We start from the raw sequence: 15,774 nt of genomic DNA, 5'->3' as shown, positions 1-15,774 counted from the left end.
AATCCACAACCCTCTGCTTATGATGAAAGCAGAGGGTTTGTACTTTGTTGCTGAGAGGGATATGGTAAGAAGATAAGTTTCACAACTTCGACTCATTTTAGTTTATAAATTGATTGGAATCTTTTTTATAATGGTTATAATGTAGAGTAGAGAACGAAAGATAGATGAGAATGAAATCTTTGGACGTAAGGGGTAGAGCGCATGCATATCGTAGTTGTCGGTTTAAATAATAAGACGGCGCCTGTATCAATCCGCGAACAAGTCTCATTTGGGGAACATGAGATGAAGGGAGCGGTCGTTGCGCTACGTGACGAAAAAAGTATTTTCGAGAGCGTCATCGTTTCGACATGCAACCGGACGGAATTATATGTTGTTACGGATCAGCCGCATACAGGGCGTTATTATACAAAACGTTTTCTGGCGAACTGGTTTGGGTTGACGATGGAAGAATTAGAGCCGTATTTGTTCATTCACGAGGGATTTGACGCGATGAAGCATCTTTTCCGGGTGACGAGCGGGCTCGATTCGATGATTGTCGGCGAAACACAGATTCTCGGGCAAGTGAAGACCAGTTTCTTCACGGCACAAAAACTCGAGACGACAGGAACGGTTTTCAATAAATTGTTTAAAGAAGCGGTCACGCTTGCGAAACGCGCGCATGCTGAAACGGGAATCGGTGAAAATGCGGTGTCGGTCAGTGCAGCTGCCGTCACGCTCGCAGAACAGTTACTTGGATCGCTTGAAGATAAATCCATCGTGGTCATCGGTGCCGGAGAAACAGGCGAATTGACGACACTTAACCTGTATGAAGCGGGTGCCCGTGATATCACCGTCTTTAACCGGACGCTGGCCAAAGCCGAAGAAGTGGCGAATCGTTTCGAAGGATCCGCACATTCGATCAATGAAATGCAATGCGGTCTGCTTCGGGCTGACATCGTTATTTCTTCAACCGGAGCAAAACGGGCAATCATCAAACGTGAAGACATTGCTGCAGCACAATTGTTCCGAAGTGATCGTCCCTTCCTGTTGATTGATATCGCGGTTCCGCGTGATATCGAACCGACGGCAGGTGACTTGCCGGGTGTTCATTTATACGATGTCGATGATTTGACGTCGATCGTCCAGCAAAACATGGCAGAACGAATGAAAGAAGCAGCAAAAATCGAACGCCGGATTGAAGCTGCGATTGCCGAGTTCGAAGGGTGGATGACGACACTTGGTGTCGTTCCGATCATTACGGAACTCCGTGACCAGTCGCTTAAAATCCAGCAAGAGACAATGCAAAGCCTGGAGCGGAAGTTGCCGAACATGACAAATCGGGAAAAAACCGTGATCGGAAAACACATGAAATCCATCATCAATCAATTGCTGCGCGAGCCATTATCCTATATCAAAGATGCAGCCGCAAAACCGGATGCCGATCAACGGATTGCGCAGTTCATGGATACGTTTGCATTAGACGAAGAACTGTTTGACAGTGCCGCTGAGGAAATGGTATTACAGGAAGAAACAACAGCTGAACGGAAAGCTGTGAATCGGTGAACATAGACCGAATTGTGTTACAATAGAAAAGCATGGGGCGGACTTGTGCCGCCCCTTTATTATTGTACAGGGGGATTTCAGCATGCGAAAAATCATAGTAGGTTCACGTAGTTCAAAACTTGCGATGACACAAACAAAGTGGGTCATCGAACAATTGAAACAAGCAGGTGCACCATACGAATTCGAAATCAAGAATATCATCACGAAGGGTGACCGCATCCTTGACGTGACACTATCTAAAGTCGGCGGTAAAGGATTGTTCGTCAAAGAAATCGAACAACAGATGATTGACGAAGACATTGATTTTGCAGTGCATAGCATGAAAGATCTCCCGTCTGAGTTGCCGACAGGGCTCATCATCGGCGCGACACCTGCACGAGTCGATGCGCGTGATGCCTTGATTACGATGACAGGCGGCGGACTGGACTCGCTTCCGGAAGGCGCAATCGTTGGAACAAGCAGCTTACGCCGTGGTTCCCAATTACTCAAATTACGTCCGGATTTAAAAATCGAATCGATTCGTGGGAACATCGATACACGTCTTGAAAAGCTGAAAACAGGTCCGTTTGACGGCATTCTGCTTGCTGCTGCCGGTCTTCAGCGGATGGGCTGGTCGGATGAAATCGTTTCGGAATACATTTCAACGGATGATATGATTCCCGCAGTCGGACAAGGAATTTTGGCAATCGAATGCCGAGCGAACGATCAAGAAGTGCGCGACTTGTTGAATTTGATCCACGATCAGATGACAGAAAAAGTAGCCTTCGCCGAACGTTCTTTCCTAGCGGCAATCGAAGGAAGCTGTCATGTACCCGTCGGTGGATTTGCGACCATCAACGAAGATTTGTCGACGACACTCGTCGGATTCCTCGGTTCAGTAGACGGACAACAAATCTTGCTTGAACGGGAAACATCACTTGATCCGATGCAACTCGGTCAAACGGTTGCGACGCGTCTTCTCGATGCGGGTGGCCGTGAAATTCTCGCATCTTTACCGGATGATTTATAAACAACTGGTGTTGACGGGGAGTCGGCAGCCGACTGCAGAGCAAGTGGCACGTTTAGCGGCACAACAGATTGAAGTCGTCCATCACCCGGTCATCGAAACGATTCCTGTCGCCTTTCAATTGCCGACAGCATTAGATTGGCTGATTGTCACGAGTCCGACCGGCGTCGAACGTATCCAGTCACAGCTTCCGTCTTTGCAGGACACAAAGATTGCCGTCGTCGGGTCGAAAACGGCGGCGGCGTTAATCCGACAGGGACGGACACCTGATTTCATGCCATCCACTTTTACTGGGGATGTGCTCGTCGAAGAATTACGACCGCTTCTCGAGACCGGTCAACGGATTTGTTTTGCCCGCGGGAACCGGTCACGTCAAGAACCGCTCGAACGATTAAGAAACGCCGTTGCGGCTGAAGTGTTGGAAGTCATCACGTACGAAACGAAGTTACGGGGGCTTCCGCCTGATGTGCTACAACGTGCTACGTATATTGGATTACAAAGTCCTTCAGCTGTCGAAGCGATTGCTCCATTTTGCAAGGGGACGACCGCGACTTATGTGACGATCGGACCAATCACCGAGCAAGCCGCCCGACGATCTGGTTTGGCACCGCTTCTGGTCGCTGCTGTCTATACGCTCGACGGGCTGATTGACTGTATTTTAGAGGAGGAACTGTTATGAATACATTAGAATTCGCACGCCACCGCCGCTTACGCAATACAGCGTCATTACGCTCACTCGTCCGGGAAAATCATTTGCACAAATCCGATTTGATTTATCCGCTATTTATCGCGGAAGGGGACGACATCAAACGGGAAGTCAGCTCGATGCCGGGTGTGTTCAACTTATCACTCGATCATCTTGAAGCAGAAATCCAAGAAGTCGTTTCACTTGGTATTGAATCAGTCATCCTGTTCGGCGTACCGCACGATCATTTAAAAGATGAGCAGGGAACAGGGGCATTTCATGATCACGGGATCGTTCAAGAAGCGACACGACTCGTTAAAAAAGTTGCACCGCAACTGACGGTCATCGCAGATACGTGTTTATGTGAATACACGTCTACAGGACACTGCGGCATCGTTGCTGACGGAACCGTCGATAATGATGCATCACTTCCGTTACATGTCCAAACAGCGGTCTCACAAGCGCGTGCCGGTGCCGATATCATTGCACCGTCTTCGATGATGGACGGGTTCGTTGCAGCGATCCGCCAAGGACTGGATGAGAACGGCTTCAGCCATATCCCGGTCATGAGTTACGGCGTCAAGTATGCTTCCGCGTATTACGGACCGTTCCGTGATGCGGCAAACTCGGCTCCTGGTGAAGGCGACCGCAAAGGGTATCAAATGGATCCTGCAAACCGTCGGGAAGCGTTCCGTGAAGCAACAGCGGATGTTGATCAAGGTGCAGACTTCATGATCGTCAAACCGGCCCTTGCCTTTATGGATATCATTCGTGACGTCCGCGAACGCGTGGATCTGCCAATCGTTGCATACAACGTATCGGGTGAATATGCGATGGTCAAAGCCGCTGCATTAAACGGCTGGATTGATGAAGAACGAATCGTCATGGAGACAATGCTTGGATTTAAACGGGCCGGTGCCGATTTAATCATCACCTATTTCGCGAAAGACATTTGTCGTTACTTGGAGGGGTCAAAATGAGCTTAACGAATCAGAACTCAAAATCAAAAGCGGCGTTTGAACGCGCCTTGCCGCTCATGCCGGGTGGCGTCAACAGCCCGGTTCGTGCCTATAAATCAGTCGGAATGACACCGATTTTTGCAGAACGGGCACAAGGGTCACGGTTATATGACATCGATGGCAAAGAATACATCGACTATGTCTTGTCTTGGGGACCGATGATTCTTGGTCATGCGGATCCGATTGTGACAGCAGCGATTCAGGAACAAGCGACACGCGGTTGGAGCTACGGAACACCGACCGAAATCGAATCGGCGATGGCAGAAGTCGTCATCAGCCGTGTCCCGTCGGTTGAAGTCGTCCGGATGGTCAACTCGGGAACGGAAGCAACGATGGCTGCGCTTCGCCTCGCACGCGGCTATACCGGAAAAACAAAAATCCTGAAATTCGAAGGCTGTTACCATGGTCACGGCGATTCGCTGTTGATTAAAGCCGGATCAGGCGTGGCGACTCTCGGACTCCCGGATTCACCGGGCGTACCGGCACAAATTGCCAGCATGACATTGACGGTTCCATACAATGACATGGATGCGGTCCGGATTGCATTTGAAAAACACGGAGATGATATCGCAGGAGTCATCGTTGAACCGGCAGCAGGAAACATGGGCTTCGTTCCACCGCAACCGGGATTCCTCGAAGGACTTCGCGAGATCACAGAACAGTATGGCACACTCTTGATTTTTGATGAAGTCATGACCGGTTTCCGTGTCGGCTTCAACTGTGCGCAGGGATACTTCGGTGTCACGCCGGATATCACGTGTCTCGGTAAGGTCATCGGCGGCGGTATGCCGGTCGGTGCTTACGGTGGACGTCGCGATATCATGGAACAAATTGCGCCGCAAGGTCCGATTTACCAAGCGGGGACGTTATCAGGTAATCCGCTTGCGATGACAGCCGGTCTTGCGACATTGACGCAGCTGAAACCGGAACATTACGAAGAGTTTGACCGGAAAGCCGGTCGACTGGCGGAAGGGTATCTCGCAGCAGCAGCGAAATACAATATTCCGTTAACGACGAACCGGGCGGGCGCCATGTTCGGTGTCTTCTTCACGGATCAGCCGGTGACGAATTTCGAGCAGGCAAAATCGTCGAATCTCGACATGTTCCGTTCGTATTATCAAAAGATGGCAGCACGCGGTATCTTCTTACCACCGTCACAATTTGAAGGACTCTTCCTATCGACCGTTCATACGGACGACGACATCGAGCAGACGATTGCAGCAGTCGAACTGACATTCAAGGAATTACAACTCGAATTTAATCGTTAAGCAGTTCTTGACGCGCTACGGACGTCTCGGATAAAATGAAGAAAGATTAATTTGGAAAACAGCGATGACGGGAAGAGTAGTCAATCAACGGACTGTTATGAGAGAACACATCCATGGCTGAGAGATGTGACAGGACGTCCTGATGAAGGTCACCCCACGAGCTGGTCTTGTAAGCAACAGCAAGCGAGATCCGGATTGCCGCACGTTACGCGGGCTAGAGGGCACTCTGTAAAGAGTGAACTAAGGTGGTACCGCGGAAGAGCAACGGCTTCTTTCGTCCTTAGATGAGGACGAGAGAAGCCGTTTTTATTATGGATTAAAGGAGCGATTCAGATGCAGGAATTATCAATGCCAACCAAATATGATCCGCAGGCAACAGAGGAAAAATGGTACGACTTTTGGATAAAAGGGGAATACTTCAAAGCCGATCAGGATCCGGAAAAAGCGCCGTATACGATCGTCATCCCTCCCCCGAACGTCACCGGGAAATTACACCTCGGTCATGCCTGGGATACAACACTTCAGGATATGCTGACACGGATGAAACGGATGCAAGGTTTTGACGTCTTGTACCTGCCGGGAATGGACCACGCCGGAATCGCGACGCAAGCCAAAGTCGAACAGAAACTCCGGGCGGAAGGCAAGTCACGTCTTGAAATGGGACGTGAGAAGTTCCTCGAACAATCATGGGCATGGAAAGAAGAGTATGCTTCAACGATCCGCGAACAATGGTCGAAACTCGGACTCGGACTCGATTATTCACGGGAACGGTTTACACTCGATGAAGGCTTGTCGGAAGCGGTTCAGGAAGTGTTCGTTAAATTGTATGAAAAAGGATTGATCTACCGTGGTGAATACATCGTTAACTGGGATCCGGCGACGAAAACAGCCATCTCGGATATCGAAGTCATCTATAAGGACATCGAAGGAGCTTTCTATCACTTCAGTTATCCGTTGACGGACGGAAGCGGTCACGTCGAACTGGCGACGACACGTCCGGAAACGATGCTCGGCGATACGGCGATTGCCGTCAATCCGAAAGATGAGCGCTATGCACACCTCGTCGGAAAAACGATCACGTTGCCAATCGTCGGCCGGGAAATCCCGATTGTTGCCGATGAGTACGTCGACATGGAATTTGGAACAGGTGTCGTTAAAATCACGCCGGCCCACGATCCGAACGACTTTGAAGTCGGAAACCGTCATGATTTACCACGTGTCCTTGTCATGAACGAAGACGGAACGATGAATGAAAATGCCGGGAAATACGAAGGCATGGATCGTTTTGAATGCCGCAAGCAAATCGTTGAAGATCTAAAAGAATCAGGTGTCCTGATCAAGGTTGAACCGCATCTGCATTCCGTCGGTCACTCGGAACGGTCGGACGCGATCGTCGAGCCGTACTTGTCGCTCCAATGGTTCGTTAAAATGGAGCCGCTCGCTGAAAAAGCATTGCAAGAGCAGCAAGGCGAAGACAAAATCAACTTCATTCCGCAACGTTTCGAAAACACATACGTCCGCTGGATGGAAAACATCCGCGACTGGTGTGTCAGCCGTCAGCTCTGGTGGGGTCACCGGATTCCGGCCTGGTACCATAAAGAAACGGGTGAAGTCTACGTCGGCAAAGAAGCACCGTCTGACATCGAAAACTGGGAACAGGACAATGATGTGCTTGACACCTGGTTCTCTTCAGCGCTCTGGCCGTTCTCGACGATGGGTTGGCCAAATGAAGGGGCGGCTGATTATCAGAAGTACTTCCCGACGTCAACACTCGTGACGGGTTACGATATCATCGCCTTCTGGGTCTCACGGATGATCTTCCAGTCGTATGAATTCACAGGCGAACGTCCGTTCAACGATGTACTGATTCACGGTTTAATCCGCGACTCGGAAGGACGGAAAATGTCGAAGTCACTCGGTAACGGAATTGATCCGATGGATGTCATCGAGAAATACGGTGCCGATTCGCTGCGTTGGTTCTTAACGACCGGTTCAACACCAGGAAACGATTTACGTTTCTACTGGGAGAAAATCGAAGCGACGTGGAACTTCTCGAATAAATTATGGAACGCAAGCCGTTTTGCGTTGATGAACATGGACGGACTGACACATGAACAGATTGACCTGTCAGGTGAGAAATCACTGGCCGACCAATGGATCCTGACGCGTCTGAACACGACGATTGATGATGTAACACGTCTTTCGGACAAGTATGAGTTCGGTGAAGCCGGTCGTGTTCTCTATCACTTCATCTGGGAAGATTTCTGTAACTGGTACATCGAGATGGCGAAATTGCCGTTAAACGGTGAAGATGAAGCCGCTAAATTGACGACACGTTCGATTCTTGCGTATACGCTGGATCAAATCATGCGTCTGATGCATCCGTTCATGCCGTTCATCACGGAAGAGATTTGGCAACACTTGCCGCACGAAGGCGAAACGGTCACACGTGCTGCCTGGCCGACACGCAACGATTCACTGGACTTCCCAAAAGCTGTTCCGGCGTTCGAGGCGGTTCAGAACGTCATCCGTTCAGTCCGAAACATCCGTGCTGAAGTCAACGCACCGATGTCGAAACAAATCCAGTTGATGATTGCAACAAGTGACGATCAAGTCCAGCACGATTTAGAGACAAACGTCTCGTACTTGAAAAAGTTCACGAATGCCTCGGAATTGCTCGTCGAACGGAATATGCCAGCACCGGAAAAAGCGATGAGTGCCATCGTGACGGGAGCCGAATTGTTCATTCCACTGGCTGATTTGATCAACATCGAAGAAGAAATCGCACGTCTGAACAAAGAACTGGTGAAATATACAAAAGAAGTCGAACGGGTCGAGAAGAAACTCAACAACCCGGGCTTCGTCGGGAAAGCTCCGGCACACGTCATTGAAGAAGAACAGGCAAAAGCACAAGACTATAAAGAGAAACGGGCGGCAGTCGAAGTCCGGATCAGCGAACTCGCAAAATAATCTTAACAGTGGCTCAAGTTTTCTTGAGTCACTTTTTTTAAAGGAGTGAACCAAGCGTGAGAACACGAGAAGATGTGCTCGAATGGTTATCGGCGTTACTGGCATTTGGCATCAAACCGGGGTTGAGCCGGATGAACGCGTTACTGGCGGAACTTGCAATTGATCCGGATGCGATTCCGACGATTCATGTTGCGGGAACAAACGGCAAAGGATCAACGGTCGCTTTTTTGCGGGAGATGGGTGTAGCGGAAGGATTGCAAATCGGAACCTTTACGTCACCGTATATCATTCAGTTCGAGGAACGAATCATGTTGAACGGTGTACCGATCAGTGAAGCGGATCTGGTTGAGGCGGCTAATGTGGTTCAAGCTGCAATCCTGAAATTAGAACCGGTAATCGGGGCAGTGACGGAATTTGAAGCTCTGACAGCACTCGCCTTTTATCATTTTCATCAGATTCGTCCTGATTTCGTTATTTATGAAGTCGGACTGGGCGGTCTGTATGATTCGACGAATGTCCTGAAGCAACCAAAAGCCGCAATTATTACTTCGATCGGTCACGATCATCAGGCGATTCTCGGAGATACGCTCCAAGAGATTGCTTTACAGAAGTTCGGGATCATTAAACAAGGTACACGAGTCATTGCGGGAAAACTGCAGGAAGAATTAACGGTTCCGTTGATGGCCTATTGTGGCGATCGGCAGGCGAGCCTGTCCTGGAGTCAGGAAGTCATCCGGCATTACCGGCTGAGTGAGACCGGCACATGGGCGACCTATGAAGGGATTCCCGAGACACGTCTAGGGCTGGAAGGGATTCATCAAGTCCACAATGCGGCGAACGCTGTCGTCTGTGCGAAACAACTCGGCTGGTCGAAGACCTCTATCCGGCGCGGACTGCGGAATGCGACGCATCCGGGACGGTTTGAGATCATCTCCCGCAAGCCGCGGATTATTTTGGACGGTGCCCATAATCCGGAAGGGGTGACGGCACTGGTTGAACGACTGAAGGAAGAGTCAAAACCGGTTCTCGTCCTGTGTTCGATTTTACGGGACAAGGACCGCGAAGCGATGCTCAGACAGTTGCAGAAAGTGACGCCGAATATCTACGAAACGACGTTTGATTTTCCACGGGCGCGGTCGCTTGAAGAATTGAAGATGGACGGAGCGAATGCGATGGAACTCAACCGTTTTTTCAAGGAAGTGGATACGACGGAAAAGACGCTCATCGTCACGGGATCGCTCTATTTCATCAGCACGGTTCGCACATTACTAAAGGCGCAGTCTTTTACAAAAAAGGGGAAACGCTGAAAGTCCTTGTATACTAATGGTGGGGTAATATAGTCCTAGATTGCATGAACTTAAGACGAGGAGACGATGAAGATGAAACGTTGGGTACGTCTGTTTTTAGTCAGCTTATTGATATTTACTAGTATTACGTATATACAACCACCATATACAAAGGCAGCAACTGGAGAGAAGTTTAAGATATTAGAAATCCGGGATGCCTGGTCAGCAACAAATCGCATCGATCCGAATACTGTCATCACATCGATGTTGACGGGATTGGATACAACTAAATATGAAATTAAGATGATGACCGTTAAGGAACTGAATGCCTCCCGTTTTCCACTTGACGGAGCATTTGATGCGATTGTCTTTGATTCGTCTGCATTTTCGGGTACAGATCGTTATTCGATGACGATTTCGGATACGAAAAAAAATCATAATACAAATAAAATTGAAAATGATATTACGAAGTTAAAAGCGAACGAAATTAAAAATGCATACATCAAAAAAGGATTACCAGTCTTTTTGCATCAAGATGTTTTAGCACAAACATCTAGCAATTTTAATTTGATTTTTAAAGATGTACCTGTCTATACCGACATGGCGACGATCATTACAAAATTAAAAGCACAGAAAATCGTTCGTCCTCGTCTTGAGCGGGCTTCTGCGCAACAACAGGGAACAGTTTTGACAGACGTTGATAAAAGTACGACGGCTGTTCCAAACGTACCGATTGATTTTACCTATACGACCAGTGTTGAAAATACGAACCAACTAGCGCAACTCTTCATTGATTTTGACAGCAATGATCAATTTGAGGAGTCGGAAAAAGTGGATGAAAAGCCTGCTGGAAAAACAGGTACGCTGAGCTATAATTTTAATGCTCCGAGCTATACCGGTCCACGAAACTGGATGATACGCATTTCCAGTAGTGACGGGTTGACAGATTATAAAACCGGTAGTTTTTTGATGAAAGATCAGATTGCGGAAGCGAAAATTCTTCAAGTGACTCGGAGTGGAACGACTGGATCGATTAACGGCTTCATGAATACTGGAACGTTACTGAAGCAGGATGGATTTTATGACTTTAATGTCGAAGTCATTACTGCAGACATATTTAATCAAACGTATTCGACTAAGAATTTAAATACGGCTTACGATATGTTGATTTTTGGTTTTCAAGATTCTTACGGAGCGGCTTCTTTGAGTGACGCTGCATCGAACGCGATCCTTGGGTTTACGAACACGGGCCAAGGATTGATGTTGTCTCACGACACGATTTTCCGTCCGAATCAATCAGCGATTCCCGAGCTGTTCTGGGAAAAGAAGTTTGCTGATTTAGCAGGACAAAAGAATTTTACGAATATGGGCTATGCGGCGCCGCGTACTTCAGGACAAGCGGTCAAGCAAAACGATGGCGTCATGACAACTTACCCCTTCACCTTAGGAAGTAATGTCTTAATTGCAACGACACATAACCAGTACTTTGGACTGGACTTGGAACAACCTGATTTAATTCCATGGTATAACATTCGCGAAAATAGTGTTGCCGCCTCGAACCAGGATGCCGGTCGAACGATTGGTGATGCCCGAAATCATTATTATATGTATACGAAAGGGAACATTACCTATTCAGGTGCGGGACATACCTCGACATTCAGTCAACAGCAGGAAAAAGAATTGTTTTCGAACACGATGTACCGGGCATTCATTGGCGCAAACCATAAACCATTGATTAAAAACATCTTGCCTAACAATCAAGCAAGTTATTTGAACAATGAACCACTCACGATTTCGTATAAAGTAAATGATTATGACTTACGCGATCGGGTACTAAAAACACGAATCTATATTGATAACGAAAAAGTATACGAAAACAATAAACTTCAGAATAACTCATTTGTCAGTAAAACATTTGATGCTAAATTAGTTGGGAAAACTTCTGCGATTATTCGAATTGAGGCAGAAGATGAACGTGGCGCAAAAACTATTGAAACCCGAACGGTTCAAGTGGTTAAGCCGTCATCTTCTTCGCCCTTTACGTTACAGCGGTCAATTAATCCTACAACAATTCCTCAAGGCGAAATGGCAACCATCACATATACTATTAAACCAGAGCCGATTTCACGAACATATGCAATCGGGGATAATGTTTCAAATAACGAAGCGTACGTCGTTAAAATGGAGGACATTAAGTTCAAAGAATTGCTTCCTAATAATCTTGAAATTTTATCGACAACCGGTATAGAAGATGCAGTTGTGACCAATCAAACAGTATCGGGAGCATTTAAAGGAATAGAATACCGGGAAGACATAGGTTCAGGTAAGTGGATTTCGAGCCAATCGGAGATTACGTTTAAAGTAACTGTTCGGGCAAAGGAAGATGCTGGAACGTATGTACTTGATAAAAAAGATAATACTTTAACATCAAATAAAAACGTCTATCGCTCCAATTCAACCGGAGATCGATTCACAAGTGTTGCGAATGACACACAGTTTTTCCAGGTCCTAGGATATGCGTTATCAAAATCGTATGCAACAGAAGCTAAAATTCCCTCGGTTCGTATCGATCTCAATACACCGTCTTATAAAGTTTTGCCGGAGATCAGTCCGGCAGGCAGTCAATACGGAACGTTGAAGTGGTCGATTGCAGACACGGACATTGCAACCATCAACCAAGAGGGAATCATTGTGCCGAAAAAAATCGGCACGACGGATATTAAATTGATTGTCCCTGTTGCAAATGGCAAAGAATTGGTCGCAACCTCTAAATTGACCATCAATGATGTATTTGGCGGACTGATTGTCCGTGACGTTCCGAATGTGTTGTACGTGGGACAAACGAAGGCAATGACCGGGGATGCCATCATGTTATCTGGAACGGATGCACCGATCAAATGGATAGTGACGAATCCTGGATCGGTTGAATCGAAAGGAAAAGAAACGGATACGTTGACTTTAACGGGTGTCAAACCCGGTATGCTGACTGTACAGGCGGTCGTACCAGCTACAGCAGGCGCAACGACCTACTTGGCGCAATCACAAGTTTATACGATTGAAGTCAAGGTTCCGGAACTAACTGTGAATCCAAGCAACTTGGAACTATGGGCGGGAACGACTCAAAATGTGACCGCAACGTTTTCGCCGGATATCCGCTTACCGTTTGTTCTTTCTAAAATCAGTGATGCCATTGAATTGACTGCAACCGGTACCGGATATACCGTCAAAGGATTGACCGGGACTCCAAACGGTCCAGTCGATGCGGTATTACAACTAAGTGACTTCCCGGATACCCGTGCTGTAACAAGAATCAATGTGCGTGAAAATCCATTGACGTTGACGGCAAATGATTTGACGATGACGTTACAAGATGATCAAAAACGCCCGCTTCTCAATTGGTTGCCCGTTACGACGACGGAACGTTTCTATCGTCTCGAAGTCATGCAAGGAAAAGAATACGTCAAGACGGATGCGACTGCTCAGACGCTAAAGGCTCTTCGTCCGGGTGTTGCCCGAATCAAAGTGACTGCCTTAAAAGAAGACAAGAGTGTTTTTGAAGTATTGAAAGACGGGGAAAAAGAGAAGCAACCGTTGACGACAACCTTTAAAGTCACGATTTCATCTGACGGATCAACAGGAGAAAGTGATACGGATGTGTATTAAAGAGGAGCAAGCGACGTGACACGAAAAAAAATCATGCTCGTCGTTCTCCTGTTCTTAGTTGGAATTGGAGGAACGACCTATCTGTTAATTGATTATCGAAATCAACAAACGTTTGAAGAGAGCCTAAAGGCGAGTGATGCCACTAAGTTGCAACAGGCTGTAGCGACGGTTGATTTATCAACAAAAGAACGAAACCGATACATTCGGAAATTTCAAGAAACGCTTGAGTATGAAAAAGCACTTGTTTTGTTAGACCGGACAAGTGCCAAAAATCAACAAAATTGGTTTTATGTCGCTCAGTTTGCCCCGACCGATATCGTCAAACAATGGTTAGCGGCGGGCGCTTCGATGAAACAAGTAAATAAGAACAAACAAAATGTTTTGCATGTCGCAACAAGTATCAATCGTTCTGTTGATGCTTATGATTTACTCGTCAAACAAGCTTCAAAAAGTCAGCTGAATCAATTGGATCGATTTGGTCATACACCGCTTTATTATGCGACAGTCGATCAAAATCAAGAAGCGATGGAGTTGCTACTCGCAGCAGGCGCTGTTCCAGACAAAGGAACAGATCCACCGATTTATGAGACCGTTAAACAAAATCGGACCGACTTATACCAATTGTTAAAAACGAGTGGGGCCTCAGCAAACACGAAACAAGTTAAAAAAATAGCAAACAACTACGGGGCAGAATCATTTAAGTAACAAAAAACACGACATCCTCATAAAAAGGATGCCGTGTTTTTGTATGTCATGGAAGGCGTTTAGGTGTTTCAACATATAATTGAACGGCTCGGCTGAGCGGAAGCATTGCCGTCGGGTTTTGAAGAACACTGGCGTCATAGGTCAGACGAAGGCGGGATTTTTCAGCGTCCGCGGATTGCTTGGCTTTCATCAAGGTCTCGAGTGCTGTTACATCTTGCGGGAAGCTGTTTTCCGGTAAATCCAGCGTTCCACGGTAGGCATTGACTTCGAGAATACCTTTCGTAAAGATTCCGCCTTGCAGGTTCATCGTAGAACCGACCGAATAAATTCGATTCAAGGCAGGATCATCACTGTATAAAAAAGCACTCATATCAGGTTTGGTTGTTTGTGGTGTTGAAAACTTATTCACACGATTAATCGTCAGGCTTCCTTTACTGAGAAGAATCAACGTATTTTGATTCGACGAACTGGCGATTCCTTGGATATTTGCATCATCGAGTCGACTCGAGCCCGTCGAAAATATCGTCGTCGCAAAGCTGACATTTCCTCGAATCAATAGATTACCGAGAACAATCATCGGGCGTTTGATTTCAAGTGGTTGATTCACCGGATTTAAAGAGGAAATGGTTAAGTTTCCATCAATGATGAGGGGTTCCATGGAGGCTTTAACGATATCATCAGTGATTGTCACTGTATTGTTTTCTGTTGGTGCCGGACGAATCAACTGTTTGTCTGTACTGAGTTCATTCAAAAAAGGTCCCGTTAAGACAGCTTGTTTAATAGGTTGAGTCCGCAAATATCCGGGCAATGTCGCAAGTGGTGTTGTACTTGGAATATTTAAAAAATCATTCAAGGCAAATTCAAAATCGAAAGGCACCAGTGCTTCTTTCGTTGCGATCAGGTCTGTCTTGACGGTCGGATCGAATACACTCGTATCACAAGATAAGAAGTCACGACAGCTCAATAAAGGCTGATCCTTTGGCTGGAAGACTTTGACTTGACCATCAATATAGACACGGGCTGTTTTATCCGTGTAGGAGCCGGTTGCGCCATTGTAGATGAAGTTTGGTGACGCGGATACTTGTAACGGTTGCCGGGAGAAGACATTTCCTTGAATCCGCGGGGCACCGTTTAAAATGACTTGATTATCAGAGCCTAGAATGTAATATAAGAAACTTGGAATAGCGGACAAATAGACACGTTGCGCATACTTTTTCCGGACCGTCGGCTGATCGCCTTTTGTTTCTTCAACCTGTGCCGTCAAATCGAAGGCTTTGACGCGGACATTTGATGCGGCTTCATTTAATGTCACTTTGACGTTCGGTGCTGCAGTCGCAAGCTTTAAAATGATTTGATTGGTCGGGTCATTAAATAACTCCTTCGACGAACTCGTCGGACTGGTTCCGGCTGTCGTCGCGACGATTTGCTGTAAAGCAGCAATCGCTTGTTTCAATTCATTTTGTGTCGCTGATTCTACTTCGATATTCGTCCCACGAATTTCTGTCAGTCGTGTGGATTGGAGACTGATGCCAATCGTCGCGACAGCCAAAACGGATAGCACCGTTAATGTTACTAATACAAATAATAAAGTATAACCTTCTTCGGATTTTCGCATGGGTCATCCTTTCTC

At 47.0% G+C, this 15,774-nt stretch carries 10 protein-coding genes; 9 read left to right on the top strand and 1 reads right to left on the bottom strand.

Going from position 1 to position 15,774, the window contains the following annotated elements; all coding sequences use genetic code 11:
- Positions 1–201: 201 nt before the first annotated feature.
- The 9 genes from hemA (at position 202) to ACP26N_RS11505 (ending at position 14,144) form a co-directional block, all read left to right on the top strand.
- Entirely contained in the window at positions 202–1,542 is a 1,341-nt protein-coding gene (hemA, locus tag ACP26N_RS11545) for a glutamyl-tRNA reductase (protein ID WP_026827794.1), read from the top strand.
- Positions 1,543–1,624: 82 nt separating this feature from the next.
- Positions 1,625–2,551, top strand: a complete 927-nt coding sequence (gene hemC / locus ACP26N_RS11540) for a hydroxymethylbilane synthase (RefSeq protein ID WP_188004571.1) — start codon at positions 1,625–1,627, stop codon at positions 2,549–2,551.
- On the top strand, positions 2,517–3,227 hold the full coding sequence (locus tag ACP26N_RS11535; RefSeq protein ID WP_426353867.1) for a uroporphyrinogen-III synthase: 711 nt from the start codon (positions 2,517–2,519) through the stop codon (positions 3,225–3,227). The genes hemC and ACP26N_RS11535 overlap by 35 nt, the downstream gene beginning before the upstream one ends.
- Positions 3,224–4,213 carry a porphobilinogen synthase gene (gene hemB / locus ACP26N_RS11530; RefSeq protein WP_188004570.1) on the top strand — a complete coding sequence of 330 codons (990 nt, stop codon included), beginning with the start codon at positions 3,224–3,226 and terminating at the stop codon, positions 4,211–4,213. Before ACP26N_RS11535 ends, hemB begins: the two co-directional genes overlap by 4 nt.
- The gene (gene hemL, locus ACP26N_RS11525; protein WP_114595308.1) at positions 4,210–5,520 is read left to right on the top strand and encodes a glutamate-1-semialdehyde 2,1-aminomutase; all 1,311 of its coding nucleotides are present in this window, start codon (positions 4,210–4,212) and stop codon (positions 5,518–5,520) included. Before hemB ends, hemL begins: the two co-directional genes overlap by 4 nt.
- 327 nt (positions 5,521–5,847) lie before the next feature.
- The gene (locus ACP26N_RS11520) at positions 5,848–8,490 is read left to right on the top strand and encodes a valine--tRNA ligase (protein WP_426355413.1); all 2,643 of its coding nucleotides are present in this window, start codon (positions 5,848–5,850) and stop codon (positions 8,488–8,490) included.
- A gap of 56 nt (positions 8,491–8,546) precedes the next feature.
- A complete protein-coding gene (locus ACP26N_RS11515) occupies positions 8,547–9,797 on the top strand; it encodes a bifunctional folylpolyglutamate synthase/dihydrofolate synthase (RefSeq protein ID WP_426353865.1) in 1,251 nt (416 codons plus the stop codon).
- Positions 9,798–9,869: 72 nt separating this feature from the next.
- The gene (locus ACP26N_RS11510) at positions 9,870–13,439 is read left to right on the top strand and encodes a DUF5057 domain-containing protein (RefSeq protein WP_426353864.1); all 3,570 of its coding nucleotides are present in this window, start codon (positions 9,870–9,872) and stop codon (positions 13,437–13,439) included.
- Between the two features lie 15 nt (positions 13,440–13,454).
- Complete coding sequence (locus ACP26N_RS11505) at positions 13,455–14,144, top strand: ankyrin repeat domain-containing protein (RefSeq protein WP_131502742.1); 690 nt, start codon at positions 13,455–13,457, stop codon at positions 14,142–14,144.
- A gap of 46 nt (positions 14,145–14,190) precedes the next feature.
- Here the strand turns inward: ACP26N_RS11505 and ACP26N_RS11500 are convergent, their stop codons facing one another.
- Positions 14,191–15,759, bottom strand: a complete 1,569-nt coding sequence (locus ACP26N_RS11500) for a type II secretion system protein (RefSeq protein WP_426353862.1) — start codon at positions 15,757–15,759, stop codon at positions 14,191–14,193.
- Positions 15,760–15,774 lie beyond the last annotated feature (15 nt).

Source organism: Exiguobacterium sp. R-39 (assembly GCF_049942815.1).
In the GTDB taxonomy this organism is placed as follows: domain Bacteria; phylum Bacillota; class Bacilli; order Exiguobacteriales; family Exiguobacteriaceae; genus Exiguobacterium_A.
The sequence above is the reverse complement of the archived record's forward strand: the minus strand, read 5'-3'. Positions and strand labels throughout refer to the sequence as shown.

What these genes read in the sequence shown, in the direction of transcription:
- hemA (WP_026827794.1), top strand. Translation starts at nt 202, where the DNA reads ATGCATATCGTAGTTGTCGGTTTAAATAATAAGACGGCGCCTGTATCA.
- ACP26N_RS11510 (WP_426353864.1), top strand. Translation starts at nt 9,870, where the DNA reads ATGAAACGTTGGGTACGTCTGTTTTTAGTCAGCTTATTGATATTTACT.
- hemB (WP_188004570.1), top strand. Translation starts at nt 3,224, where the DNA reads ATGAATACATTAGAATTCGCACGCCACCGCCGCTTACGCAATACAGCG.
- hemC (WP_188004571.1), top strand. Translation starts at nt 1,625, where the DNA reads ATGCGAAAAATCATAGTAGGTTCACGTAGTTCAAAACTTGCGATGACA.
- hemL (WP_114595308.1), top strand. Translation starts at nt 4,210, where the DNA reads ATGAGCTTAACGAATCAGAACTCAAAATCAAAAGCGGCGTTTGAACGC.
- ACP26N_RS11500 (WP_426353862.1), bottom strand. Translation starts at nt 15,759, where the DNA reads ATGCGAAAATCCGAAGAAGGTTATACTTTATTATTTGTATTAGTAACA.